This is a genomic window from Agromyces sp. H66 (assembly GCF_004959775.1).
Lineage (GTDB): Bacteria > Actinomycetota > Actinomycetes > Actinomycetales > Microbacteriaceae > Agromyces.
The window spans coordinates 113,803-139,331 of record NZ_SJZG01000002.1; the positions used below are offsets into that span (position 1 = coordinate 113,803).

The 25,529-nt window shown below is 68.8% G+C and carries 21 protein-coding genes, 1 tRNA gene and 5 pseudogenes; 20 read left to right on the forward strand and 7 right to left on the reverse strand.

From position 1 onward, the window contains the following. Positions 1-167: 167 nt before the first annotated feature. Genes ileS through ndk form a run of 4 tightly spaced genes read left to right on the forward strand, consistent with a single transcriptional unit; the run spans position 168 to position 5,711 of the window. Complete coding sequence (ileS, locus tag EZM51_RS03775; RefSeq protein ID WP_136706922.1) at positions 168-3,479, forward strand: isoleucine--tRNA ligase; 3,312 nt, start codon at positions 168-170, stop codon at positions 3,477-3,479. After that, positions 3,476-4,852, forward strand: coding sequence for a folylpolyglutamate synthase/dihydrofolate synthase family protein (locus EZM51_RS03780; RefSeq protein WP_136706923.1), 1,377 nt, complete (start codon positions 3,476-3,478; stop codon positions 4,850-4,852). The genes ileS and EZM51_RS03780 overlap by 4 nt, the downstream gene beginning before the upstream one ends. Further along, positions 4,849-5,292 carry a DUF4233 domain-containing protein gene (locus EZM51_RS03785; RefSeq protein ID WP_248305450.1) on the forward strand — a complete coding sequence of 148 codons (444 nt, stop codon included), beginning with the start codon at positions 4,849-4,851 and terminating at the stop codon, positions 5,290-5,292. The genes EZM51_RS03780 and EZM51_RS03785 overlap by 4 nt, the downstream gene beginning before the upstream one ends. Beyond that, a complete protein-coding gene (ndk, locus tag EZM51_RS03790; RefSeq protein WP_136706924.1) occupies positions 5,289-5,711 on the forward strand; it encodes a nucleoside-diphosphate kinase in 423 nt (140 codons plus the stop codon). The genes EZM51_RS03785 and ndk overlap by 4 nt, the downstream gene beginning before the upstream one ends. A 78-nt stretch (positions 5,712-5,789) precedes the next feature. Here ndk and EZM51_RS03795 read toward each other — a convergent pair whose 3' ends face one another. Beyond that, the gene (locus EZM51_RS03795; RefSeq protein WP_136706925.1) at positions 5,790-6,416 is read right to left on the reverse strand and encodes a vitamin K epoxide reductase family protein; all 627 of its coding nucleotides are present in this window, start codon (positions 6,414-6,416) and stop codon (positions 5,790-5,792) included. Between the two features lie 428 nt (positions 6,417-6,844). Here EZM51_RS03795 and EZM51_RS03800 point away from each other — a divergent pair, with 428 nt between their 5' ends. Then, positions 6,845-9,340, forward strand: coding sequence for an Rne/Rng family ribonuclease (locus tag EZM51_RS03800; RefSeq protein WP_349236056.1), 2,496 nt, complete (start codon positions 6,845-6,847; stop codon positions 9,338-9,340). Here EZM51_RS03800 and EZM51_RS03805 read toward each other — a convergent pair. Then, positions 9,329-9,610 carry a DUF4031 domain-containing protein gene (locus EZM51_RS03805; protein WP_136706927.1) on the reverse strand — a complete coding sequence of 94 codons (282 nt, stop codon included), beginning with the start codon at positions 9,608-9,610 and terminating at the stop codon, positions 9,329-9,331. The genes EZM51_RS03800 and EZM51_RS03805 overlap by 12 nt on opposite strands. A gap of 217 nt (positions 9,611-9,827) precedes the next feature. Between EZM51_RS03805 and rplU the strand changes: the two genes are divergently transcribed. The 12 genes from rplU to EZM51_RS03870 all read left to right on the forward strand — a co-directional run bounded on the left by rplU (position 9,828) and on the right by EZM51_RS03870 (position 18,449). After that, positions 9,828-10,136, forward strand: coding sequence for a 50S ribosomal protein L21 (gene rplU, locus EZM51_RS03810; RefSeq protein WP_136706928.1), 309 nt, complete (start codon positions 9,828-9,830; stop codon positions 10,134-10,136). Positions 10,137-10,162: 26 nt separating this feature from the next. Beyond that, positions 10,163-10,420: a 50S ribosomal protein L27 gene (gene rpmA / locus EZM51_RS03815; RefSeq protein ID WP_136706929.1), complete on the forward strand. Its 258-nt coding sequence runs from the start codon at positions 10,163-10,165 to the stop codon at positions 10,418-10,420. 72 nt (positions 10,421-10,492) lie between these two features. Further along, entirely contained in the window at positions 10,493-12,052 is a 1,560-nt protein-coding gene (obgE, locus tag EZM51_RS03820; protein WP_136706930.1) for a GTPase ObgE, read from the forward strand. Next, a complete protein-coding gene (gene proB / locus EZM51_RS03825) occupies positions 12,049-12,867 on the forward strand; it encodes a glutamate 5-kinase (RefSeq protein ID WP_136706931.1) in 819 nt (272 codons plus the stop codon). The genes obgE and proB overlap by 4 nt, the downstream gene beginning before the upstream one ends. Positions 12,868-12,876: 9 nt before the next feature. Further along, positions 12,877-14,145, forward strand: a complete 1,269-nt coding sequence (locus EZM51_RS03830; RefSeq protein ID WP_136706932.1) for a glutamate-5-semialdehyde dehydrogenase — start codon at positions 12,877-12,879, stop codon at positions 14,143-14,145. A gap of 51 nt (positions 14,146-14,196) precedes the next feature. Beyond that, complete coding sequence (locus EZM51_RS03835) at positions 14,197-14,418, forward strand: hypothetical protein (RefSeq protein ID WP_248305451.1); 222 nt, start codon at positions 14,197-14,199, stop codon at positions 14,416-14,418. A gap of 12 nt (positions 14,419-14,430) precedes the next feature. After that, on the forward strand, positions 14,431-15,033 hold the full coding sequence (gene nadD, locus EZM51_RS03840) for a nicotinate-nucleotide adenylyltransferase (RefSeq protein WP_282568129.1): 603 nt from the start codon (positions 14,431-14,433) through the stop codon (positions 15,031-15,033). Then, positions 15,030-16,214 (forward strand): hypothetical protein, encoded by a 1,185-nt coding sequence (locus EZM51_RS03845; RefSeq protein WP_136706934.1) that lies wholly within the window; start codon positions 15,030-15,032, stop codon positions 16,212-16,214. The genes nadD and EZM51_RS03845 overlap by 4 nt, the downstream gene beginning before the upstream one ends. Positions 16,215-16,257: 43 nt before the next feature. Beyond that, a complete protein-coding gene (rsfS, locus tag EZM51_RS03850) occupies positions 16,258-16,632 on the forward strand; it encodes a ribosome silencing factor (RefSeq protein WP_136706935.1) in 375 nt (124 codons plus the stop codon). Positions 16,633-16,724: 92 nt separating this feature from the next. Further along, positions 16,725-16,800, forward strand: a tRNA-Ala gene (locus EZM51_RS03855). A 671-nt stretch (positions 16,801-17,471) separates the two neighbouring features. Next, positions 17,472-18,017: a hypothetical protein gene (locus EZM51_RS03865; RefSeq protein ID WP_136706936.1), complete on the forward strand. Its 546-nt coding sequence runs from the start codon at positions 17,472-17,474 to the stop codon at positions 18,015-18,017. 33 nt (positions 18,018-18,050) lie between these two features. After that, complete coding sequence (locus tag EZM51_RS03870; protein ID WP_136706937.1) at positions 18,051-18,449, forward strand: hypothetical protein; 399 nt, start codon at positions 18,051-18,053, stop codon at positions 18,447-18,449. 101 nt (positions 18,450-18,550) lie between these two features. On the opposite strand, the pseudogene EZM51_RS21005 reads toward EZM51_RS03870, so the two are convergent. Further along, positions 18,551-18,927: pseudogene (locus EZM51_RS21005) on the reverse strand (integrase core domain-containing protein); the annotation flags it as partial. A 145-nt stretch (positions 18,928-19,072) separates the two neighbouring features. Here EZM51_RS21005 and EZM51_RS03880 point away from each other — a divergent pair. Next, entirely contained in the window at positions 19,073-20,365 is a 1,293-nt protein-coding gene (locus tag EZM51_RS03880) for an IS30 family transposase (protein ID WP_248305452.1), read from the forward strand. Positions 20,366-20,369: 4 nt separating this feature from the next. Here the strand turns inward: EZM51_RS03880 and EZM51_RS03885 are convergent. Then, positions 20,370-20,774 (reverse strand): annotated as a pseudogene (locus EZM51_RS03885) (DDE-type integrase/transposase/recombinase); the annotation flags it as partial. A gap of 496 nt (positions 20,775-21,270) precedes the next feature. Between EZM51_RS03885 and EZM51_RS03890 the strand changes: the two are divergent. Continuing rightward, positions 21,271-21,957, forward strand: coding sequence for a hypothetical protein (locus EZM51_RS03890; RefSeq protein ID WP_136706939.1), 687 nt, complete (start codon positions 21,271-21,273; stop codon positions 21,955-21,957). Between the two features lie 202 nt (positions 21,958-22,159). On the opposite strand, the pseudogene EZM51_RS03895 reads toward EZM51_RS03890, so the two are convergent. Beyond that, positions 22,160-22,423 (reverse strand): annotated as a pseudogene (locus tag EZM51_RS03895) (ATP-binding protein); the annotation flags it as partial. Between the two features lie 69 nt (positions 22,424-22,492). On the opposite strand from EZM51_RS03895, the pseudogene EZM51_RS03900 reads away from it, so the two are divergent. Continuing rightward, a pseudogene (locus EZM51_RS03900) lies at positions 22,493-23,664 on the forward strand (IS3 family transposase). Between the two features lie 33 nt (positions 23,665-23,697). On the opposite strand, the pseudogene EZM51_RS03905 reads toward EZM51_RS03900, so the two are convergent. Next, positions 23,698-23,799: pseudogene (locus EZM51_RS03905) on the reverse strand (AAA family ATPase); the annotation flags it as partial. Between the two features lie 933 nt (positions 23,800-24,732). Continuing rightward, positions 24,733-25,521, reverse strand: coding sequence for a hypothetical protein (locus tag EZM51_RS03910; RefSeq protein WP_136706940.1), 789 nt, complete (start codon positions 25,519-25,521; stop codon positions 24,733-24,735). Between the last annotated feature and the right edge of the window lie 8 nt (positions 25,522-25,529).

The following is a 25,529-nucleotide window of genomic DNA, read 5'->3' on the forward strand; positions in this document are numbered from 1 at the left end:
TTCGTCAGTAGAACCGAACGGGGCAGGCCCGTCACAGCCCGAGCAAGAGCGGCGAATCGGTCCCTGAGCCCGTCGAAGGGCCCGATTCGCAAGCGAGGTGGTACCGCGGCGGAGCTCGACGAGCGGCCGGCGTCCTCGCAGAGGCATCCGTCCCGCAAGGAGCGAGCGTGTACCCGCGCACCCCCGACGACCACGGCGTCGCCCCGTCACCCGACTTCCCGGCCGTCGAGCGCGACGTGCTCGCCTTCTGGAAGCAGGACGACACCTTCCAGGCGTCGATCGACCAGCGCGAGGGTGCCCCCGAGTGGGTGTTCTACGACGGCCCGCCGTTCGCCAACGGCCTGCCGCACTACGGGCACCTCCTCACCGGTTATGCGAAGGACCTCTTCCCGCGCTTCCAGACCATGCGCGGCCACCAGGTGCACCGCCGCTTCGGCTGGGACACGCACGGCCTGCCCGCCGAACTCGAGGCCGAGCGGCAGCTGGGCATCACCGACAAGAGCCAGATCGAGGAGATGGGCATCGCGGCCTTCAACCAGGCCGCGCGCGACGCCGTGCTCCGGTACACGAAGGAATGGGAGGAGTACGTCACCCGGCAGGCGCGCTGGGTCGACTTCGCCCACGACTACAAGACGCTCGACCTCACCTTCATGGAGTCGGTGATCTGGGCGTTCAAGACGCTGCACGACAAGGGCCTCGCCTACGAGGGCTACCGCGTGCTGCCGTACTGCTGGCGCGACCAGACGCCGCTCTCGAACCACGAGCTGCGCATGGACGACGACGTCTACAAGAACGTGCAGGACCAGACCGTCACGGTCACCTTCCCGCTCGTCGGGGCCAAGGCCGAATCGCTCGGGCTCACGGCCGTGCGCGCGCTCGCATGGACGACGACGCCGTGGACCCTGCCGACGAACTTCGCGCTCGCGGTCGGTCCCGACATCGAGTACGCGGTCGTCCCGGCCGGCCCCAACGGCACGCCCGACGCGACCGTGCTGCGGGAGAAGGCCGGCGACGGGGCATCCGACACCGAGGTGCTCGGCGCCGAGTACCTGCTCGCCCGCGACCTCGTGGGCGGCTATGCGAAGGAGCTCGGCTACGAATCGGCCGACGACGCGCGTGCGGCCGTCTCGCGCACGCTGCGCGGCGCGGAGCTCGAGGGCGTCACCTACGACCGGCTCTTCGACTACTACGCCGACGTCGAGCACCACGGGCTGCAGAACGCCTGGCAGGTCCTGGTCGCCGACTACGTCACCACCGACGACGGCACGGGCATCGTGCACCAGGCGCCCGCCTATGGCGAGGAGGACCAGCGGGTCGGCGAGGCGGCCGGCATCCCCGTGATCATCTCGCTCGACGAGGGTGGCCGGTTCCTGCCCGAGGTGACGGATGTCGCGGGCCTGCTCTGGAGCGACGCGAACCGTCCGCTCATCAACGTGCTGAAGGCCGAGGGCCGGCTGCTGCGCGAGGCGAGCTACGTGCACTCGTACCCGCACTGCTGGCGATGCCGGAACCCGCTCATCTACCGGGCGGTGTCGAGCTGGTTCATCCGGGTGCCCGAGTTCCGCGACCGGATGGGCGAGCTCAACCAGGAGATCAACTGGGTGCCCGACAACGTCAAGGACGGGCAGTTCGGCAAGTGGGTCGCGGGCGCGCGCGACTGGTCGATCAGCCGCAACCGGTACTGGGGCTCGCCGATCCCGGTGTGGAAGAGCGACGACCCCGCGTATCCGCGCATCGACGTCTACGGTTCGCTCGAGGAGCTCGAGCGCGACTTCGGCCGGCTGCCGCGCAACGCGCACGGCGAACCCGACCTGCACCGCCCGTTCATCGACGAGCTCACCCGACCGAACCCCGACGACCCCACCGGTCGCAGCACCATGCGGCGCATCCCCGACGTGCTCGACGTGTGGTTCGACTCGGGCTCGATGCCGTTCGCGCAGGTGCACTACCCGTTCGAGAACCAGGAGTGGTTCGACTCGCACAACCCGGCCGACTTCATCGTCGAGTACATCGGGCAGACGCGCGGATGGTTCTACACGCTGCACGTGCTGTCGACGGCGCTGTTCGACCGGCCGGCGTTCAAGAACGTCGTGAGCCACGGCATCGTGCTCGGCAGCGACGGGCAGAAGATGTCGAAGTCGCTGCGCAACTACCCCGACGTCTCCGAGGTGTTCGACCGCGACGGGTCCGACGCGATGCGCTGGTTCCTCATGTCGAGCTCGGTGCTGCGCGGCGGCAACCTCATCGTCACCGAGGAGGGCATCCGCGAGGGCGTACGGCAGCTCATGCTGCCGCTGTGGAGCACGTGGTACTTCTTCTCGCTCTACGCCAACACGGCGCGCCCGGGCGGCTACGAGGCGACCCGGCGCACCGATTCGACCGACGTGCTCGACCGGTACCTGCTCGCGAAGCTCCGCGACCTCGTGACCGCCGTCACCGCCGACCTCGACGACTTCGACTCGCCGCTCGCGGCGCAGAAGCTCCGCGACTTCGGCGACGTGCTCACCAACTGGTACGTGCGCCGCTCGCGCGAGCGCTTCTGGACCGGCGTCGGCGACGACGGCTCGGGCACCGAGGCCTTCGACACGCTGTTCACGGTGCTCGAGACGCTCACGCGCCTCGCCGCTCCGCTGCTGCCGCTCGTCACCGAGAAGATCTGGCGCGGGCTCACCGGCGGCCGCAGCGTGCACCTGGCCGATTGGCCGGATGCCGCGGAGTTCCCGGCCGACGATGCGCTGGTCGCCGCGATGGACGCCGTGCGCGAGATCAGCGGCGCCACGCTCGCGCTGCGCAAGCAGGCCGGACGCCGGGTGCGCCTGCCGCTCGCCAACCTCACGGTCGTGACGACGGATGCCGCGACACTGCGCCCCTTCGACGCGATCCTCCGTGACGAGCTCAACGTGAAGTCGGTCGACCTCGTCGAGCTCGACGAATCGAGCGCCGCGGCCTATGGCGTCACGAAGCGGCTCAGCGTGAACGCGCGCGCCGCGGGTCCCCGCCTGGGGAAGGGCGTGCAGCAGGCCATCCGGGCCGCGCGGGCGGGCGACTGGACGCTCGACGGCGACGCCGTCGTCGCGGGCGGCATCGCACTCGTGCCGGGGGAGTACGACCTCGTGCTCGAGGCCGGCGGCTCCGGCGACGGCTCGCGTGCGCTCGGCCTGCTGCGCGACGGCGGCTTCGTGATCCTCGACACGGCGACCACGCCCGAGCTCGAGGCCGAGGGCCTCGCGCGCGACGTGGTCCGCGCCGTGCAGGACGCCCGCAAGGCCGCGGGACTCGAGGTGGGCGACCGCATCCGGCTGGCGCTCACGCTCGATGCCGAGGGTGCGGCCGCGGCATCCGCCCACCATGTGCTCATCTCCCGCGAGACCCTCGCGGAAGAACTCGACATCGCGACGAGCGTCGACGTCTCGGGTGCGGCCGCGGCCCGCCCCGTCGGCGACGGCTCGTCGCTCCTCGTGGACCTGGAGAAGCTGTGACGGACGCCGACGACTACGACGACGCGGAGGCGCGCGACGCGGCCGACGCCGTGTACGAGGAGCTGATCGCGCGCGTCGGCGAGGGATCGCCGCGGCCGCGACTCGCGCCGACCCGGCGGGCGGTCGAGCTCCTCGGCGACCCGCACCGCGCGGCGCCCGTGATCCACATCACGGGCACGAACGGCAAGACCTCGACGAGTCGCATGATCGAGGCCATGCTCCGGGCGTCGGGCCTGCGCACCGGACTGCTCACGAGTCCGCACCTCGAGCGGTTCACCGAGCGCATCCGCATCGACGGCGAACCCATCTCGGATGAGGCCGTCGCGCGCAACTGGGACGAGATCCTCCCGTTCATCGCGATCGTCGACGCGGAGCTCGAGGGGGCCGGCGAGGAGCCGCTCACGTTCTTCGAGGTGCTGACGGTGCTCGCCTTCGCCTGCTTCGCCGACGCCCCCGTCGATGTCGCGGTGCTCGAGGTCGGCATGGGCGGGGAATGGGATTCCACCAACGTCGCCGACGGGCAGGTCGCGGTGTTCACGCCCATCGACCTCGACCACCAGGCGCGCCTCGGCTCGACCATCACCGAGATCGCCCGCACCAAGTCGGGCATCATCAAGCCCACGGCCGCCGTCATCACGGCCAGGCAGCCCGACGCGGCCCTCGCGGTGCTCGAGGAGGCCGCCGAGCTCACCGAGTCGAGCCTCGCCGTCGAGGGCGACGCCTTCGACGTGCTCGAGTCGCGCGTCGCCGTGGGCGGTCAGCTCGTGTCGGTGCGCGGCCTGGCGGGGGAGTACCGCGACGTGCCGTTGCCGTTCTTCGGCCGCCACCAGGCCGAGAACGCCGCGGTCGCGATCGCGGCCGTCGAGGCGTTCATCGGCGGCGGCGCGGTGCGGCTGGCCGACGAGGTCGTCGAGGGCGGACTCGCCGCCGCGACCTCGCCCGGCCGAATGCAGGCGATCGCGGCCGATCCGGTGGTGATCGTCGACGCCGCGCACAATCCGCACGGTGCGGCCGCCCTCGTCGCGGCGCTCGACGAGTACTTCGACTTCGACGAGGTCATGATCGTGCTGGGCGTGCTCGGCGACAAGGACGCCACCGGCATCGTCGATGTGCTCGCCCGCGCGAACGCGTCGTTCATCGTGACGAGACCCGACTCCGAGCGTGCCCGCGAGGTGTCTGAGCTCGCGGCGCTCGTGGCCGCCAGGGTCGGCACCGACGGCGTGCACGTGGCGGAGCGACTCGACGACGCGCTCGACGAGGCCCGCGCCTGGGCCGCCGAGGCGCCGAAGCGCGCCGTCGTGGTCACGGGCTCGGTCGTGCTCGTCGGCGAGGCGATGGCCATCGCCGCCGATCGGGGTTGGGGGCGAGCGTGAGCGACACCGACCCGCAGCCGGTCCCCGAGCCGGCGGCCGGCCCGCCCCGCCCCGCACGGCCGGCGCGCTCGGCGCGCCAGACCCTCGGCACCATGCTGCTCGGATTCGAGGTCATCGTGGTGTTCCTCGCCGCGCTCGTCATCTGGGGCCTCGCGCCCACCGAGAACAGCACGTTCGACCTGCCGCCGTGGGTCGCCCTCGCCGCGGGCGGTGTGCTCATCGTCGGCCTCATCGGCACGATCGGCCTGCTGCGGTTCTCGTGGGGCTTCGTGCTGGGATGGGTGCTGCAGGTGCTCATCATCGCCGCCGGATTCCTGAATCCGGCGATGTTCATCGTGGGCGCGATCTTCGGCGGCATGTGGTGGTACGGCATGATCGCGGGCGCCCGCATCGACCGAGACAGGACGGCGATCGCCGATCCGGGGAAGGAACAGGAATGACCACCGACATCGAGGAGACCCTCGTGCTCGTGAAGCCCGACGGGGTCGCGCGCAACCTGACCGGCGAGATCCTCCGGCGCATCGAGGCCAAGGGCTACTCGCTCGTCGACCTCCGCATGGTCCAGGCCGACCGCGAACTTCTCGCGAACCACTACGCCGAGCACGAGGGCAAGCCGTTCTACGAGCCGCTCATCGAGTTCATGCAGTCCGGACCGACCGTCGCGATGCGGGTCGCGGGCAACCGCGTCATCGAGGGGTTCCGCGTGCTCGCGGGCACGACGGACCCGACGACCGCGGCGCCCGGCACCATCCGCGGCGATTTCGGGCGCGACTGGGGCCTCAAGGTGCAGCAGAACCTCGTGCACGGCTCGGACTCCGTCGAGTCGGCCGAGCGGGAGCTCGCCCTCTGGTTCTCCTGAGCTCCTCGCGGTTCCCGAGCGTGCAGTCGCCGCCCTTCCGAGGGCGGGAACTGCACGGTCGACAGCGAGGCGCGCGCGTCAGCGGAAGAGGTTGCCGATCTCGATGATCGCCAGCGGAATCGCGTTGAGCTGCAGCTGCGCGAGGACGACGACGATCACGTAGCAGACGACCGTGATGAGCGGGATCCACCTGAACCACTCTCCGGCGAGCCGGCGGACACGTTCCGACGCCGGAATATGTCCCTCGCGCAGGTTGTGCAGGGTGACCGCGAAGAACGTCGGGATCGTCACCGCCCAGGTGAGCATGCACCAGGGGCAGAGCACGCCGAGCACGTAGATGCTCTGGGCGATGAGCCAGCCGACGAAGAGGATCGCACCGAGCACGCCGACGTTGAAGCCCAGCCAGAACCAGCGCGCGAAGCGGGCGCCGGCGAGCATCGCCACCCCGATCGTGATGACGACGGGCCAGGCCATGAGGCCGATGAACGGGTTCGGGAATCCGAACAGTGCGCCCTGCCACGAGCCGAGGTTGGTGCTGCAGCTCACGAGGATGCCGACATTGCAGTTCGGCACGTGCCCGGGATCGGCCAGCACGAGCACCTTCTCGAGGGAGAGCTCGAACGCGGCGAGGAGGCCGAGGGCCCCGGCGACGACGAGGAAGACCGCGAGTCCCGTGGATCGGGACCGGCTGGGGGTGTCCGGCATGGTCGTTATTCTGGCATGCCGGTTCCACACGTCGCTGTGAGACCGTGCGATAATCGAAGGAGTCGTCCGGGCCGCGCCCGGCACGACGCCAATGAAGGCTTTGAGGATGCACCGCATCCGAGTGAGCGGACGCATGCGCCGCGAGACGTGGCGACACAGGCACCCTGCCGGTCGCAGCAGTGGAGGATTGGCGGTTCCGCACAGGGCGCGAACCGCTCGAGACGAGAACGGAGACGGATGGCGCGGCCATCCCGATCCGTCGTAGGAGTGCACCAGAGATGGTGGAAGGCAACGACAACACGACCAATGATCCCGCAACCGGCGACAGCACACCCAGGCGACGAGGCGGCCTCTTCGGCGCCCGTCGCGGTGCGCGCGGTCGAGGCGCGCCCGCGCGAGCGGACCTGAACGGGGAGGTCGAGGCCCCGGTGGCTCCGGCAACCGGCGACGAGACGCGACCTGCCGAGCCACGGCAGCCGGCGGAGGCGGCTCCCGCCGACGCCGAAACACCCCCGGTCGCCGACGCGCGCTCCGCCGCCGAGGCGACGACCGCCAGCGCGGTGGCGAGCTCCGACTCCGATGGGGATGCCGCGGCGCCCGAGCCGTCCGCGGAGGGCCGGCCCGAGGCATCCGACGCCCCGGCGGAGCCGACCTCCGAGATCCCGGCGTCGCCGATCCCGGCTGCGCTCACGACCACCTCGCTGATCTTCCACGCGCCGCCCGTGTTCACGCCCGTCGAGCGGCCCGACCGCGCCGGCGACGAGGAGGAGGCGTCGAGCGCGCGCCGCCGCACGCGTCGACGCAGCGGCGACGAGGCACGCTCGAACGGCGACGAACCCGCGAACACCGTGGTCAAGGTCCGCAAGCCCCGCGAACCCGAGCTCATCACCGAGCCGCAGAAGGTCAAGGGATCAACGCGCCTCGAGGCCAAGAAGCAGCGCCGTCGCGACGGCCGGGATGCCGGCCGCCGCCGCGCCGTCATCACCGAGGCGGAGTTCCTCGCGCGCCGCGAGTCGGTCGACCGGCAGATGATCGTCCGCGCGAAGGACGGCCGCATCCAGATCGGCGTGCTCGAAGACGGCGTGCTCGTCGAGCACTACGTGGCCCGCAACCAGGACGCCTCGCTCATCGGCAACGTCTACCTGGGTCGTGTCCAGAACGTGCTGCCGAGCATGGAGGCCGCCTTCGTCGACATCGGCCGCGGCCGCAACGCCGTGCTGTACTCCGGCGAGGTCGACTGGGACGCCGCCGCCGAGAACGGCGAGAAGAACCAGCCCCGCCGCATCGAGCTCGCGCTGAAGCCCGGCGACCGGGTGCTCGTGCAGGTCACGAAGGACCCCGTCGGCCACAAGGGAGCCCGGCTCACGAGCCAGGTGTCGCTGCCCGGCCGTTACCTCGTGTACGTGCCCAACGGGTCGATGAACGGCATCAGCCGGAAGCTCCCCGACACCGAGCGTGCCCGCCTGAAGAAGATCCTCAAGGAGGTGCTCCCCGACAACGTCGGCGTCATCGTGCGCACGGCCGCCGAGGGCGCCACCGAGGAGCAGCTCACGCTCGACGTGAACCGCCTCATCGCGCAGTGGGCCGACATCTCGACGCAGCTCGAGAAGGCGCAGGCGCCCGCGTTGCTGCACTCCGAGCCCGACCTGCTCATCAAGATCGTCCGCGACGTCTTCAACGAGGACTTCCAGAAGATGATCATCTCGGGCGACGACGCGCGCGAGACCATCGAGCGGTACCTCCGCGCCGTCGCGCCCGACCTGCTCGAGCGCGTCGAGGCGTACACCGGCGAGCGCGACGCGTTCGACGAGTTCCGCATCACCGAGCAGATCGAGAAGGCGCTCGACCGCAAGGTGTGGCTGCCCTCGGGCGGCTCGCTCGTCATCGATCGCACCGAGGCGATGACGGTCGTCGACGTCAACACCGGCAAGTTCGTCGGCTCGGGCGGCAACCTCGAGGAGACCGTCACCAAGAACAACCTCGAGGCGGCCGAGGAGATCGTGCGGCAGCTCCGTCTGCGCGACATCGGCGGCATCATCGTGGTCGACTTCATCGACATGGTGCTCGAGTCGAACCGCGACCTCGTGCTGCGGCGGCTCGTCGAGTGCCTCTCGCGCGACCGCACGAAGCACCAGGTCGCCGAGGTCACGTCGCTCGGCCTCGTGCAGATGACACGCAAGAAGCTCGGCCTGGGACTGCTCGAATCGTTCAGCGAACCCTGCGAGGTCTGCGCCGGGCGCGGCATCATCGTGCACCACGAGCCGATCATGAAGCACCGCGCGCCGCAGCAGCCCGAGCGCGGTCGCGGCCGCAGCCGCGGCGGACAGCAGCAGGCGCCCGCCTCAGAGCCCAAGCCGCACACCGGCACCCACGCGATCACCGAGGACGTCAAGCACGCCCTCGCGCAGATCGCCGCGTCGACGATCCCGCATGCCGACCACAAGCCCGCCGAGCCTGCACCCGCCGGCGCGCCGGCGGCCGAGCCGGCCGCGTCGGCTCCGGCCGAGACCGAGCCGCAGGCGGGCACGGGACGTCGTCGCGGCCGCCACCGCCGCGTCACGCAGGAGCAGGGCGCGGCGACGGCACCGGATGCCGCGGCCCCGCCCGCCGAGCCGGCCGCCGTGTCGCCCGCGGCCGATGCCCAAGCCTCGTCTCCGGCAGGCTCGGAGGCTTCGGCCGCTCCGATCGTGGAACTCCCGCCCGTCGTCGCCGCGGAGCGCAAGCGTCCCGTCCGGATCGAGGACGCCGAAGTGCTCCTCGACTCCGTGCTCGACGCGCTTCCCGCCCCGAAGAAGGCGGGCGAGGGTCGTGCTCGCAGCCGACGGGTGTCGACGGCCGCGCTCAGCCCCGCGGGCGGTCCGCCGGTGATCACCCGTCCCGACAGCTCCACGTCCGCGACCGAGGAGTCGGCGTCAGGTCGTTGACCTGTCGCGACGCTCGCGCGGCGTGACCCGGAGCCCGCTGGCGGCCAGCCGGCGCACGAGCTCCCGTGGCGACACGGGCTCGGCGCCGGCGGCCACCAGTTCGTCGTAGCGCTCGACGGGCACGTCGTAGTGGTCGAGGTCGAACCCGCGCCGGGGGAGCCCCACCCGCTCGGCGAATGCCTGGAGCTCGTCGATCGAGCGGTCGCTCACGAGGTGCGCCCACACGGTGCCGTGCTTCGGCCAGAGGGGCGTGTCGATGAGCACCGTCATGCCGCCGATCCTACGCGTGGGCGCGCCCGACCCGCCGTCGCGCGCGTTTGACCGGCCACGGGACATCCGTGTAAACTCGACCGTTGGTGCCACCGCTTATCCCGGTGTGCCCACACAGTTTTCTGGCAGATGACCCTCCTTCCCGCTGGGGTCTCGCGCGCAGTGACATCCCCTTCACACGAACGGAGCCCTGGCTCCCCAGAGATAGGTACGAGTAGTGGTTTACGCAGTAGTGCGCGCCGGCGGTCGGCAGGAGAAGGTCGAAGTCGGCACCATCGTGACGATGGACCGCATCAAGGCTGACAAGGACGGCAACGTCCAGCTCACCCCGGTGCTGCTCGTCGACGGCGACAAGATCACCTCCGACGCCAAGTCGCTCGCGAAGGTCACGGTCACGGCTGAGGTCCTGAACGACCTTCGCGGCCCCAAGATCGTGATCCAGAAGTTCAAGAACAAGACCGGCTACAAGAAGCGCCAGGGCCACCGTCAGGAGCTCACGCGCGTCAAGGTCACCGGCATCAAGTAGCACGCGGCTCGCAAGGAGAGACAGACATGGCACACAAAAAGGGAGCGAGCTCGACTCGCAACGGTCGTGACTCGAACGCGCAGCGCCTCGGCGTGAAGCGCTTCGGCGGCCAGGTCGTCGGCGCGGGCGAGATCCTCGTCCGCCAGCGCGGCACGCACTTCCACCCGGGCGCGGGCGTCGGTCGCGGTGGCGACGACACCCTGTTCGCGCTCGAGGCGGGCGCCGTGCAGTTCGGCACCAAGGGCGGCCGCAAGGTCGTCAACATCGTGGCGGCCGGCGAATAGTCGATCGAACGGTTTCGTGAGGGCGGGCTTCGGCTCGCCCTCACGCGTTTCCAGCTCAAGGGAGGATGCAGCATGGTCAGCTTCGTCGACGAGGTGACGCTGTTCGTGCGCGCCGGTCACGGCGGGAACGGCTGCGTCTCGGTGCGCCGTGAGAAGTTCAAGCCGCTCGCCGGTCCCGACGGGGGCAACGGCGGACACGGCGGCGACATCGTGCTCGTCGCCGACCCGCAGGTGACCACGCTCCTGGCCTACCACGGCCGGCCGCACCGCTCGTCGGCGAACGGGCAGCCCGGCATGGGCGACAACCGGTCGGGCGCGGCGGGCGAGACGCTCGAGCTGCCGGTGCCGGTCGGCACCGTCGTGAAGGACCCCGACGGCACCGAACTGGCCGACCTCACCGAGCCCGGGATGCGCTTCATCGTCGCACCCGGCGGGCAGGGCGGCCTCGGCAACGCCGCGCTCGCCTCGACCAAGCGCAAGGCTCCCGGCTTCGCCCTGCTCGGCACGCCCGGCTTCGAGGGCGAGGTCACGCTCGAGCTGAAGACCATCGCGGATGTCGCGCTCGTCGGCTTCCCGTCGGCCGGCAAGTCGAGCCTCATCGCCGCGCTCTCGGCGGCGCGGCCGAAGATCGCCGAGTACCCGTTCACCACGCTGCACCCCAACCTCGGCGTCGTGCAGGCGGGCGATCACCGCTTCACCGTGGCCGACGTGCCCGGCCTCATCGAGGGCGCGAGCGAGGGCAAGGGCCTCGGCCTCGAGTTCCTGCGCCACGTCGAGCGCTGCTCGGCACTGCTGCACGTCATCGACTGCGCCACCCTCGACCCCGGACGCGACCCGATCAGCGATCTCGAGGTGATCCTCCGCGAACTCGCGGCCTACGAGGTGCCCGAGGGGCAGACGCCGCTGCTCGAGCGTCCGCAGCTCGTCGCCCTCAACAAGATCGACGTGCCCGAGGCGCGCGAGCTCGCCGAGTTCGTGCGGCCCGAGTTCGAGGCGCGCGGCTACCGCGTGTTCGAGATCTCGACGGTGAGTCACGAAGGGCTGCGTCAACTCGGATTCGCGCTCGGAGAGCTGGTCGACCGGGCGCGTGCGGAGGCGGCATCCGCCCCCGTCGCACCGCGCCTCGTCATGCGCCCGAAGCCGGTCGACGAGGCCGAGTTCGTGGTACGGGCCGAGGGCGGCAGCTACGGCACGATCTACCGCGTGCTCGGGGCGAAGCCCGAGCGCTGGGTCGCGCAGACCGACTTCACGAACGACGAGGCCGTCGGCTTCCTCGCCGATCGCCTCGCGCGGCTCGGCGTCGAGGACGAGCTGGTGCGCGCGGGTGCCGTCGCGGGCTCCACGGTCGTCATCGGCCCGGGGGCCGGCGTCGTGTTCGACTGGGAGCCCACGCTCACGTCGACGGCGGAGCTCATCACGTCGCCGCGCGGCTCGGACTTCCGCCTCGACGAGGGCCGCCGCGCCACGCGCGCGGAGCGGCGCAGCGAGTACCACGAGCGCATGGACGCCAAGGCCGAGGCGCGCGCGGAGCTCCAGCGCGAGCGCGAGGCGGGCATCTGGTCGGACGACGAGCCGGTCGACCGTGGCGACGAGCCACGCTCCGACACCGATGGCGAGGAGGGCGAACGGTGACCCCGCGCACGCGCGCCGACATCCCGCACGCCAGGCGCATCGTGGTGAAGGTCGGCTCGTCGTCGATCAGCGGCGACAACGCCGGGCAGATCGGCCCCCTCGTCGACGCCCTCGCCGATGCGCACGAGCGCGGCACCGAAGTCGTGCTGGTCTCGTCGGGCGCGATCTCCACGGCGATCCCGTTCCTCGACCTCGCGTCGCGTCCCACCGACCTCGCCACCCAGCAGGCCGCCGCCGCGGTGGGCCAGAACGTGCTGATGTGGCGCTACCAGACGAGCCTCGACCGCTACGGCATCATCGCGGGACAGGTGCTGCTCACGGCGGGCGACCTCGAGCACGCGACGCCGCGCTCGAACGCGCAGCGTGCCATGGACCGGCTGCTCGCCCTGCGCGTCCTGCCGATCGTCAACGAGAACGACACCGTCGCGACCCACGAGATCCGGTTCGGCGACAACGACCGGCTCGCCGCGCTCGTCGCCGAGCTCATCGGCGCCGACCTGCTCGTGCTGCTGTCCGACGTGGACGCGCTCTACACCAGGCCGCCGCACCTCGAGGGCGCCGAGCGGATCGCGCACGTGCCCTTCGGCGACGCGCTGACGGGCGTCGAGATCGGCTCGATCGGGCGCGCCGGCGTCGGCACCGGGGGAGCGGAGACGAAGGTCTCCGCCGCCCGCATCGCCGCCGAGTCGGGCGCCGCCGTGCTCATCACGGCGACCACCCTCGTCGCGGAGGCGCTCTCGGGTCGCGAGGTCGGCACCTGGTTCGACGCGGCCCGCGAGGGTCACACGGCGACCGGCGACGCGGCGCTCGCCTAGGCTGGTCGCATGGAGCACTCCGACCTCGATGTCACGGTGATCGACGCACGCCTCGCAGCCGCGAAGCAGGCCTCCTACCGACTCGCGCAGGCGACGACGGCCGAGAAGGACGCCGCGCTCGAGCGCATCGCCGAACTCCTCCGCGAGCGATCCGACGACATCATCGCGGCGAACCGGCTCGACCTCGAGGCGGGCCGCGAAGCGGGCCTCGCGGCGGGACTCCTCGACCGACTCACCCTCGACGAGCGCCGCGTGGGCGCCCTCGCCGACGCGGTGCTGGAGGTGATCGGCCTCACCGACCCCGTCGGCGAGACCGTCAGCGGCAGGTCGTTGCCGAACGGCGTGCGCATCGACCAGGTGCGCGTGCCGCTCGGCGTCGTCGGCGCCATCTACGAGGCCCGTCCGAACGTCACGGTCGACATCGCCGTGCTCGCCCTCAAGAGCGGCAACGCCGTGGTGCTCCGGGGCGGCACGGCCGCCGAGCAGACGAACCGGGTGCTCCTCGGCGTGCTTCGCGACGCGCTCGATTCCGTCGGACTCCCCGCCGACGCCGTGCAGACGGTCGACGACTTCGGTCGCGCCGGTGCACGGCACCTCATGCAGGCCCGCGACTACGTCGACGTGCTCATCCCGCGCGGCAGCGCCGGCCTCATCCGCGCCGTCGTCGACGAGGCGAAGGTGCCGGTCATCGAGACGGGTGCGGGCGTCGTGCACATGTACCTCGACGCGAGCGCCCGCGAGGACTGGGCCGTCGAGCTCGTGCACAACGCGAAGGTGCAGCGCCCGAGCGTGTGCAACGCCCTCGAGACGTTGCTCGTGCACCGCGATGCGGCGGAACGCCTCCTGCCCACCGTGATCGATCGGCTCGAGGCATCCGGCGTCACCGTGCACGCCGACGAGCGCGTTCGGGCCCTCCGCCCCGAAACGGTGCCCGTGACCGACGAGGACTGGGCGACCGAGCACATGAGCCTCGACCTCTCGGTCGGGATCGTGGATTCGATGGATGCCGCGCTCGAGCACATCCGCCGGTTCTCCACCAAGCACACCGAGTCGATCATCACGAACGACCTGGCGAACGCCGAGCGGTTCCTCAACGAGGTCGACGCCGCCGCCGTCATGGTGAACGCCTCCACGCGCTTCACCGACGGTGCCGAGTTCGGCTTCGGCGCCGAGGTGGGCATCTCCACGCAGAAACTGCACGCGCGGGGTCCCATGGGGCTGCCCGAACTCACGAGCACCAAGTGGCTCGTCCGCGGCGCAGGGCACGTGCGCACCTGACCTCGCTACAATGACTCGAGCACGACCCGAAGGATTCGAAAGGAACGGCGAATGAGCCTCACGACCGCGGTGCTGACCGGCACGGTGCTGACCGAGACGGTGCATGCGAGGGAGCTGCCCATCGAGCCGTGGGTGTACGGCCTCATCGCCCTCGTCCTCTTCGCCGCGCTGGCATTCGTCACCGCGTCGTATCGGGATGTCGCGAATCGCCACCGCAGCAAGGCGGAGGCGTACGCGGCGCGTCATGGCGGGGGCGAGCACGGCGGACACTGAGCGGGACCTCGCGTGACGACGCGCCTCCGACGCCGACCACGCATCGGCGTGATGGGTGGCACGTTCGACCCCATCCACCACGGGCACCTCGTCGCCGCGAGCGAGGTGGCGCAGTCGCATGGACTCGACGAGGTCGTGTTCGTGCCGACCGGCGCGACGACGTACAAGTCGGACGTCACGTCGGCCGAGCACCGCTACCTCATGACGGTCATCGCGACCGCGTCGAACCCGCGATTCACGGTGAGCCGGGTGGACATCGACCGCAAGAAGCCGACGTTCACGATCGACACGCTCCGCGACATCCGGCGGGAACGGCCCGATGCCGACCTGTACTTCATCACCGGCGCCGACGCCATCGCGCAGATCCTGTCGTGGAAGGACGTCGACGAACTCTGGGAGCTCGCGCACTTCGTTGCTGTGAGTCGCCCGGGACATGTGCTGTCCGTTTCGGGATTACCTGAGCAGGACGTAAGCTTGTTGGAGGTTCCGGCACTTGCGATCTCGTCGACCGACTGCCGGGACAGGGTGCGCCGGGGTTTCCCGGTGTGGTACTTGGTGCCCGATGGGGTCGTACAGTACATCTCCAAGCACCACCTCTACCGGAGTGTCGAATGACGTCGTCGCAGGAACCGCCGCTGACGCGCCGCGAGATGCGCGAGCGCGAACGTCTGCTGGCCCAGCAGGCGGAATCGTCGACCGCCGATGCCGTCCCGGCGCCCATGCCGCCGACCTCGTCGCCCGTGCCGCAACAGGCCTTCCCGTCTGCCCCGGTCCCGCAGCCCGCGCCGGTGGTGCAACCCGCGTCCATTCCCCAGCCGGCCGCGATGCCGCCGGTGGCGCCGACGCCACCACCGCAGCGACCGACCCCGTCGGCTGCTCCTCTCCCGCCCGGTTACGGCGCCGCCCGGTCGCCCGGCGGTTTCGGCGACCAGGCCTCGGCCTTCGGGGGAGCCATCGCGTCACCGGCTCCGTCGAATCCGTTCGCGCCGAGGCCTGAGCCCGTCGCCCCGGCCCCGCCGCCGGCGGCGCTTCCCGAGCCGACGACACCCGAACGAACGCTGACCCGGCGCGAGCTCCGCGCGATGCTGGAGGCGCACTCCGGCGAGGGCTTCGACGAGTTCGATCTGGATGACCCAGTCGCCGCCCCCGCACCTGATCCCGCTGCGCCGCAGCAGGTCGCGGCGTTCCCGCCGCAGCAGGCGGCTCCGTTCCCGCCCCAGACAGCGCCCGCCCCGCCGCAGTCCGCGCCGTCGCGCGCGCCGGCGCCGCACCAGGTCGCCGCGTCGTCGTTCGCCGACGAGTCGTCGGCTGCTCCGAAGCCGGTCGGGCACTGGACCGACCAGCTCAACGCTCCCGTCGAGCGGGCCGAGCCGTTCGACCAGCTCCTCTCTCGTGGCGGCATGAGCCATGGCGTGCCGACGACGACCAATGCCCTGATCCTGCCGACCCTTCCCGACCACAGCCCCATGGGCAATTCCTTGGCCCCGAGCGGGGAGGTGATCGTCACCGGCTCGATCGACCTGCCGCGCACCTTCGGGGCGACGGGTGCGCACCCCAGCCAGATCGACTCCTCCGATGTGGACCGCCTCTTCGATCAGGTGGAGGATGGCGCGGGCGTCGGCGCCCCGGTCTCCGCCACGCGTGCGATCAGCACCCAGAGCGCCTCGCGCGCGATGATGGCACCGCCGAAGAAGGAGGGCATGAACGTTCCGCTCGTGCTCGCCGTTACCGCCGGCGTGCTGGCGCTCGGCGTCGTCGCGACCCTCGTCATCGGGGCCGTCTCCGGACTGTTCTGATCCGGACCCTGAACTTCGATCTCCGATACCCGGAAGTGAGCGTATGACCGCATCCGACCAGGCACTCGACTCGCTCGCACTCGCGGTGCGGGCAGCGGACTCGAAGGGCGGCGAAGATCTCGTCGCCCTCGACGTGTCCGGGCCGCTCCCGTTCACCGACGTCTTCCTCCTCGTCACGGGCAACTCCGAGCGCAACGTCATCGCCATCGCCGACGAGGTCGAGGACGCGCTCCGCGAGGCAGGCGCGAAGACGCTCCGACGTGAGGGGCACTCCGCCGGGCGTTGGATCCTCCTCGACTTCGGCGACCTCGTCGTGCACGTGTTCCACCGCGAGGAGCGGCTGTACTACGGCCTCGAGCGCCTGTGGAGCGATTGCCCGGTAGTGCCGGTCGCCCCGTTGCTGGCCGCCGGCAGCTGAGGCACGGAGCATCCGCCGACCGAGGCTCGCTCGATTTCTTCCGAGAGCCGCGGCTGGTGTAAGCTCGTTCCGTTGCCCCGAACGGGGCGTCCGGGTCTGTGGCGCAGCTGGTAGCGCACCTGCATGGCATGCAGGGGGTCAGGGGTTCGAGTCCCCTCAGATCCACCAAATCCCTGATGAATCGATGATTCTCAGGGATTTTCGTGTTGGGGAGCGCTTTCCTGCGGCTCTTTTGGGGCCTTTTGGTGCCGTGCTGGGGATGCCACAGGCATCCACATCCGATTCCCACTGACCGACGCTCGTGCCGTGGTGATCGCGACTGCGGGCGTATTGCGCGCCGATGCTGACGTCGGGACATAGCTGACACCGCGGCCCACGGCCGAAGAGCGTCCTAATGTTACCGATCCGCTGACCAACGAACTGTCACCGAGGTACTGATGCAGGCCCGTCACCGTCGCGCGGATCGAACTTGGCCGTTTTCAGCTCGATGACCACGTAGCGCAGCTGCTCGACGTGGAAGAAGAGCAGGTCGAGGTTATGCCGACCTCGGCATAACCTCGATTGTTCCGATTCCCGGATTATCCGGAGCACGCTCGAGATTCGGCGCCTGATCGCGCTGTGATGACAGCAACGGCTGTGTGGCGGTCCGCCGGCGATCGGGATAATCCGGTCATGCAGTGAGCCCGCAGAGTCGCCGAATGACCGGATCCCGAATATGGAACCGATCGACGGTGCCGGACATCCATGTGTAGGCGGGACTCCCTCGCCACGATTGGAGTGATTCAAAGATGAGAAGAAGTCCGCTGGCCCTCGCCCCGGCTGCCGCAAGAGGAGTAAAGGTGCGACGACGCACTACTTCGATCACATTCGCCGGCGCGGTAGTCGGACTGATCGCTTCGTTGATGGCGGGCCCCGCATTCGCGGCTGATCCAGGAGACGGGCCGGATGGAACGCCATCGCCGGAGATCACGGTTCAGAATTTGCCGTACGAGGAACCCGCAGTGGTGCCGGCGCCCGGCAAGGAGGTGACCATCGTCGGCGCGGAAGGCGTCACGACCTACTACGGGATCACCGCGAGCTGTACCGAATCGGTCACCGCGAATAACCCGTACAAGTCCTCGGGCAAGGCGGTGGCCCACGTCCAGTTCCAGCGCAGTTCCGGATGCGTAGGCAGCAAAACCGGCACTGCCCTGCTCGATTCCTATACCATCTGGTGGAGCGAGTACAACCGTAAGGCGACGACGGTTAACCCGGGAGTCAACGTCGTCCTTACCGTCTCCTACCCCTGCCAGAACAGCAACTCAACCAGTTGGCGTTCTGGCGGACTCTTCAACAACGGCAGCGTGACGTACTCGGCGTCGACCTCGCTCTCATGTGGGCACTAATTGAGTCTCATGACTGCAGAGTCAATTGAAGGCGTGAAGGAGCACACCGTGGCTGTGACTATTGGTCGAATCGTGGTAGGCGTGGCGATCGGTGCCGTTACGTTCGGAATCATCAGCCTCATCTCCCTTTGGGCGACAGTGGACGCCTCGACGATTGCGATCGCCCTCGCGGTCGTCGCGGGAGCGTGCCTCATGCTGCTTCTTCGCCGAGCCGACCGCGTGCTGGCGTGGTCTATCGCGGGCAGCTTGGCGACGCTGTTCATCGTGGCCTTCGCATTCGGGTTCGATTCGTCGGCAGTCGGCAGCGTCAGCCCGGCTCCGACGACACTTCTCCGCCATGGCGGTCACAGTGCGGCCGTGGCGATCGTCGTTGGCGCCGTCGTCGCGACAGCAATACGGCCGCGTCGCCAACGCTCGGAGGAATCGGTATAAGTGCTGCGCTGGCCGCCCCCGCAAGCGATCTCAGCTCGGATCGCGGGAGCGGCCCGCGCTCGCTTCTGGCTCCATGAAGCGCCCCGGGTTTGATGCCGCTCCTATGCGGGTTGCGGCTCTCGGGTGAGGGTCGCGTAGTGGGCTTGCTCGAACTCGGCGGGTGGGACGTAGCCGAGGCTCGAGTGAAGCCTACGACTGTTGTACCAGTCGACCCAGCCGGCGGTCGCGAACTCGACGTTGACGGCGCTCGCTGAAATTCCCCGAGCAACTCTGGGGAGATTCGCTGAGCGCCGTCAACGTCCGCGATCGTGCGGTAGGGGCCATCGTGGAACACGGTCGTGCGGATGCATTCGGCCTAGTAGAGGCCGTTGATCGTCTCCATCAGCGCGTTATCGAACGCGTCGCCGACGGACCCGATCGAGGGTGCGATGGCCTCGAGGGCCAGGTTCTCGGTAAACGCCAGGGAGACGTATTGACTGGGCTCAACCGGTGGAAGCAACACCTGATCGGAGGGTGTTGTGGGAAGACCATCGAATTGGATGAGAGACGTGACCGGGCGTGCGCCGTTGCGGTCGCCGGGTGCTCCATCACATCCGCGTGCGCGGGAGCGCGAGTTCTGGGAGATGATCAGCACGGGCATGCTCCCGACCGAGGCGGGCATCGCGATCGGCGTGGCTCCCGTTGTCGGGTCACGGTGGTTCCGACAATCAGGCGGTATGTCACCGTATTCATGGCCGGCGCCGTCGGGCCGGTATCTGTCGTTGGCTGAGCGCGAGGAGATCGCGATCCTCAACGCGACCGGCAGCGGAGTCCGTGAGATCGCGAGGGCGCTGCATCGCAATCCGTCGACGATCTCGCGAGAACTGCGCCGCAACGCCGCGACGCGGGGCGGGAAGCTGGACTACCGGGCGTCTGTCGCGCAGTGGAAGGCTGAGCTGTTCGCTCGAAGACCGAAAGTCGCGAAGCTGGCCGCGAATCCGCGGTTGCGGGAGTACGTGCAGGAGCGGCTGTCGGGCCAGATCCGACGCCCAGATGATCGTGTCGCTCCAGGGCCGCAGCCGCCGCGATGGACAGGGCAGAACAAGCCGCATCGGAAGGACCGCGGCTGGGTGCAGGGCTGGAGTCCCGAGCAGATCGCGAACCGGATCAAGCTCGACTTCCCCGATGATGACAGCATGCGCATCAGCCACGAGGCCATCTACCAGGCGCTGTTCATCGAAAGCCGCGGAGCGCTCAAGCGAGAGCTCATCCTGTGTCTGCGCACCGGCCGAGCCCTGCGCATGCCGCGGGCGCGATCGAAGCGGGTGCCCTGGGCTCACGTCACCGCCGACGTCCTGATCAGCGAGCGACCCGCCGAGGCTGAAGACCGCGCGATCGCCGGTCACCACGAGGGCGACCTCATCATCGGCATCAACAGATCCGCGATCGGGACCGTCGTCGAGCGGACGACGGGCTTCACGACATTGGTCCACCTTCCTCGAGAAGATGGCTGGCGAGAACAGCCGATCGTCAAGAACGGCCCGGCGCTGTCCGGCTACGGCGCAGTCTCGATGAACCGGGCACTTGCGAACGCGATGAGCACCCTGCCCGCGGAACTCAAACGTTCCCTGACCTGGGACCGCGGGAAGGAGATGTCCGCGCATGCTGAATTCGCGATCGACACCGGGCTGAAGGTCTACTTCGCCGACCCTCACAGCCCGTGGCAGCGCGGCACGAACGAGAACACGAACGGGCTGCTCCGACAGTACTTCCCGAAGGGCACCGATCTTTCACGCTGGTCCCCGGACGACCTCGCCGCCGTCGCCCATGCGCTGAACACCCGGCCACGCAAACGCCTCGGCTGGCGCACCCCAGCAGAGGCGCTCAATGAGCACCTACATTCGTTACAAACAGGCGGTGTTGCGACGACCAGTTGAATTCGCCTTGCGACCCGGCGTCCGAGTGCGCTCGGAGCTGATCGGGTAGGACCGGGTGGCCTTGCCGGCCGCGCTCCCAGAGCCCCATCCGCAGCGGGATCATCACGAGCTCGACATGCTTGGTGGTCTGCGCATGCCATGCCACGATGCGCTGCGAGAAGACATCGACGATGAACGCGACGCACACCCACCCAGCCCACGTCCGGCAGTAGGTGAAGTCCATCACCCAGGTGTGATCGGGCCGCAGCGCGGTGAAGTCCCGGTTCAACAGATCCCCGGCGCGTACCCCGTCTTTGGCGGGAACCGTGGTCCGCACGCCCTTGTCGCGGCGGATGCCAGACAACCCGAGGGCGCGCATGGCCCGGTCGATCGCTCCTCGCGAGGCGTTCGGGATCCGGGTGCGGCGGATCAGCCCCTTGCTGGCCAGATCTGCGATCTGTATCCGCTCTTCCTCGGACAGGAAGCGAGGCGAGATGGGGCGCAGCGCGAGCGGTTCGAGCGGAAGCGCACGACTTTCACCGTGCCATCCTTCCGACGAACCGTGGTGCCGTCCCGCCAATGTATGCGGCGGTCCGGCTCACACCGACCTCTCGAGCGGCCGCCATCAGCGGCCAGCCCTGCGCGAGCAGTTCCATGAACCGGCTCCGCGCCAGCGAGTTCGGCCGCCGGCCCGGACCCTTCGGAATACGACGAGACGACAACAACATGACCTCCGATTGACGTGATCACGTTGCGACCATCACTGGAAACCACCCCGCCGCTACTGTCCAGTTTTCAAGCGTCGTCGACAAAGGCGCCTGTGGCAGCTGGAGGCAGTTCTCAGAAGGTTGCAACCGCTCAGCATGGTTCGGACATCAGTGATTAAGACCCGGCATCGCGCCGCGTCCAAGACTGGAGGGAACACAATGGCAAAACTGGTGAGAATGGGGGCCGCAGTCGCGGCGGCATCACTCGCGATGGGGCTTCTGGCCACGTCGCCGACATTCGCAGATGAGCCGTATCCGGACGCCACACCCGGTCAACTCACGGCGATCGCCGACGCAGGCGACTTCCTCACCGAGTACGGCGTCGATCAGGCCACACAGGACGCTCTCTTCGAGAAGTTCCTCGCCGGCGAATCGTGGGAGTCGTTCACGAGCGCTTCCACGCCGGTGCGCGTCGAGGAGTCCGTCGAGGACGGCCACAACAAGACCGTGTCGTACTACTCGGACGGCTCCGTGGCGGTGTCTCGAATCGAGATCCCGGTGGCCAAGGCCAGCAGCGGCGGCGTCAGCACCATGAGTGAGCCGAACGGCTGCACCATCGGCAGCGGGGGCGCACGCACGAACTGCAACGTCGACACCTGGGTCGGGCTCATTTCGATGGGCTTCAAGGCCAACTACAATGTCGTGACCAACACTGTTTCCAGCGTTTGGGGTGCATCATGGACTATCGGCGGCTCGTGCTCGTCGTCTCTGGCTTACCTCGGGCGCCCGAACAGCTACACCGGACTCGAGACCGTTTCGGCCCAGATGTGCGGTGTGCCGTACGCCACGTCGTTCAACCTCCAGGTGCAGGTCAGGGGCGGAGTGGCAACCGAAAGCTGGTGGTGATCTAGATGGTCGAATGGCATCTGCTCGTCGCAGGGCAAGTCGTCCTGCTCGCTGGCGTGGTGACCGCACTCGTGATCTGGGTGCGTCGTCGCAACCACGCTCGGCAGCGGTAGCTCGAACTCACAACGAAGGGCGGCTCTCCTCAAGGAGGGCCTGCCCTTCGTGCGCACCTCCGGGTGTCGTAGCGTAGCTCAGCGATGCCTCAGCCCGAGCTGGCCGCACCACGTGGGTGCTGCCGCCATGCGTGGTTGAGCCGGCAGGAGGTGGTGCCGGTTTCGGTGATAGTGCCGTTGAAGGTGAGCCGGTCGACGATCGCGGCGCACAGCCGCGGGTCGGTGAAGGTCTTCGTCCATCCGCTGAAGGCTCGTTCGACGCGATCGCTACGGACGCCTTCTCTTCGCGTTCAGGTGAGGACCTGGAACAGCAGCTCGGCGCCCCTTCGGTCGAGTTCCATGTAGCCGAGTTCGGGTCTGCTGCACGGATAGGTGACATCTGAGTTGGCTTGCCCTGCGGGGTGGGCTGGAAGGATGTTGCTGTGCCCAAGCCTTACCCGAGTGAGTTCCGTGATGACGTGGTCCGTGTCGCACGGAACCGCGAGCCCGGCGTGACGATCGAGCAGATCGCGCACGACTTCGGGGTCCATCCGATGACGCTGCAGAAGTAGCTCCACCGCGCCAAGGTCGACGAAGGGTCGGCGCCCGGCCAGACCCGGACCGAATCGGCGGAGTTGCGTGAGGCGCGGAAGCGGATCCGGCTCCTCGAGCAGGAGAACGAAGTCCTGCGGCGGGCGGCAGCGTATCTGTCGCAGGCGAACCTGCCGTCAAAAAGTTCTACCCGCTCGTGAAGGAGCTCGCCGAGGACAGGAAGATCCCTGTCTCGGTGACGTGCCGGGTGCTCAAGCTCGCCCGCCAGCCCTACTACCGGTGGCTGGCCGACCCGATCACCGACGCCGAACTGACGGAGGCGTACCGCGCGAACGCGTTGTTCGACGCCCACCACGACGACCCCGAGTTCGGACACCGGCTCCTGGCCGACGAGGCCCGCGACGCCGGCCAGGCGATGGCCGACCGGACCGCGTGGCGGATCTGCGCGGACAATGGCTGGTGGTCCGCATTCGGGAAGAAGAAGGCCCGCGGGAAAGGCCGGCGCCCCGGGCCGCTGGTGCACGACGACCTCGTCGGCCGCGACTTCACCGCCCACGCCCCGAACCAGCTGTGGTTGACGGATATCACCGAGCACTGGACCGGAGAGGGCAAGCTGTACCTCTGCGCGGTCAAGGACGTCCACTCGAACCGGATCGTCGGCAACTCGATCGATTCGAGGATGAAGTCCCGCCTGGCCGTCATCGCGATCGAGAACGCCGTCGCCCGCCGCGGTGACGTCGCCGGCTGCATCGTCCACTCCGACAGGGGCAGCCAATTTCGAAGCCGGAAGGTGCTCCGCACCCTGGCCCGTCACCACATGGTCGGATCGATGGGCAGGGTCGGCGCCGCCGGCGACAACGCGGCCATGGAAAGCTTCTTCAGCCTGCTGCAGAAGAACGTCCTCAACCGACGCACTTGGGACACCCGTGAGGAGCTCCGGATCGCGATCGTGACCTGGATCGAGCGGACCTACCACCGGCGCCGCCGCCAACCCCAGCTCGGGCGTTTGACCCCGATCGAGTTCGAGGCCATCATGAACACGCCAGCCGCACTGGCTGCGTGACTACAACCTGTCACCTATCCGTGCAGCAGACCCTTCGTCGATGCAGAGCAGGTCGACGCGGCCGTAGCGGGCGATGGTGCGGGCGAGTTGTTTCTCGTCGGCGGCTTCGACGAGCTCGTTGACGAGCTTGGTCGCGGGCATCACGCCGGATGCGTGTGAACAGGTCCACGCGCCTTCCCATCTGACCGACTCCTGATTCCGCGCCGCATCGTCCGGGGCGCGGACAACCGTCGGAGGTGGTCCTGACTCAAGCCGGGCTCGATTCAGGACCACCTCGTTTGTTGAAAGGTCATGATCGATTTGCTCCGTGGTCGCGCAAGGTCGTCAGGACGTTCGTGCGTCGACCGCTGGGTATTTCTGGGCCCAGTGGGAAGCCACCCGTAAAAGACGTGGCTCGCATAGTGAGATGAGAAGTCTGGCTTCGACCTGTTTGGCAACGAGCTGATGGTCAGGCGTGAGCTCCGCTTCGGCAGAATTTCCGCCCACCGCCCAACCCGTATTGATCAGGGAGCCCGCTACCGCATCCGAGCTGTGCACGATTTCGCGCCGCACCCCAAGCCAAACGGCGGGGTGCGGCCCGAAGCGTTCGAGTGATTCGGCTATTGACCAATGTCTTCGAATTGGCTCCTCGGTATCGGTTCAGTCAACAGAGGAATCGTGCCGGTGCTGTACTGGGCGCCACAGTCGATAACGCCGCCGTACCCGGCGGATGAAATTCCCGCTGCGTCTGGTGGATTGAACGTGACGCTTACGCCGCCCGCCGTGCATCCCCACTGGCCTGCAACGGCGTCCCACGGCACCCGGTCCCACCATGAGGCGACGGCCCTCCAATACTCGTTCCGCCCATCGGCAGATTGAGCGAAGTCGCCACTTTCGGGCCGCGGATTCTCGTGAAGAAACTCGACGAGAACCGCCTCGAACTCAGATTGGGAAGCCGGACTCAGGACGGGCTGATCAACGGGCAGGGGTTCGGTCGCTGCCGCAGCAACTCCACTAACCGCACCGGCCGCTAGTAGGCCGATCCCGAGTATCGTCGTCCATCGTCGTGAGTGCATCTCGGACCCCCAATCACATCCAAGCGCAGAAAATCCCGTACTGCGACCCGCCGACGACGAATGCAGACGAGAATCTCCCGCTGTACGCTGCTGACCCTGTCGCATACCAGGTCGCATACAGTCCGCCCGTGCCCAACGCGCTGATGGCGACCTGGGTGCCCTGGGTGCACGAGGACGGAGACGAGTTGCCGAGGCGAACCTTCCCGGTGATCGTGGAGTTGTATCCGCGCTGATAGCTTGCGGTCAGCGTCGGGCTCCCGCTCGAAGGCCGCGTCAGGCAATAGTTGTCGTATCCCGGGAGATCGCAGGTCTGCACCGATGCGATGCCAACGTCACTGCGCGTTGCCTCATCGATCGCCGCGCGCTGCATCGAACGAGTCTCCGGAATCCCGATCCGACCACTGGTGGCCTGGTCCGTCTTGCGATCGCACTTTGCAAAGCCGCCGTACTGCGCGGTGATCGCGCCATCGGCCGATTCGATCAGCTCCACCTCCGTGGTGCCCGGCTTGCAGCCCCACTGCTCAGCAACGGCATCCCACGGAACCTGCTTCCACCAGTGATACATATCCGTCCAGTACACGTTCCACTCTGCCTGCGGAGCGCTCTGCGCCGGCGGCGTGGGTTCTGGGTTCGCGGATCGGAATGACTCGAGCTCGCTCTCAGCGATGCGTGCCGCACCGTCCGGATCCGGCTCTGACGCAACCGCAGGCGCGTAGCCCGCGCCCACGATCAGCGCTCCGATCGAGGCGGTCAAGATGACGATCCTCCGCAGCATCCGTCGCTGCAGCGTGGCGTTCTTCATGTGCCAAC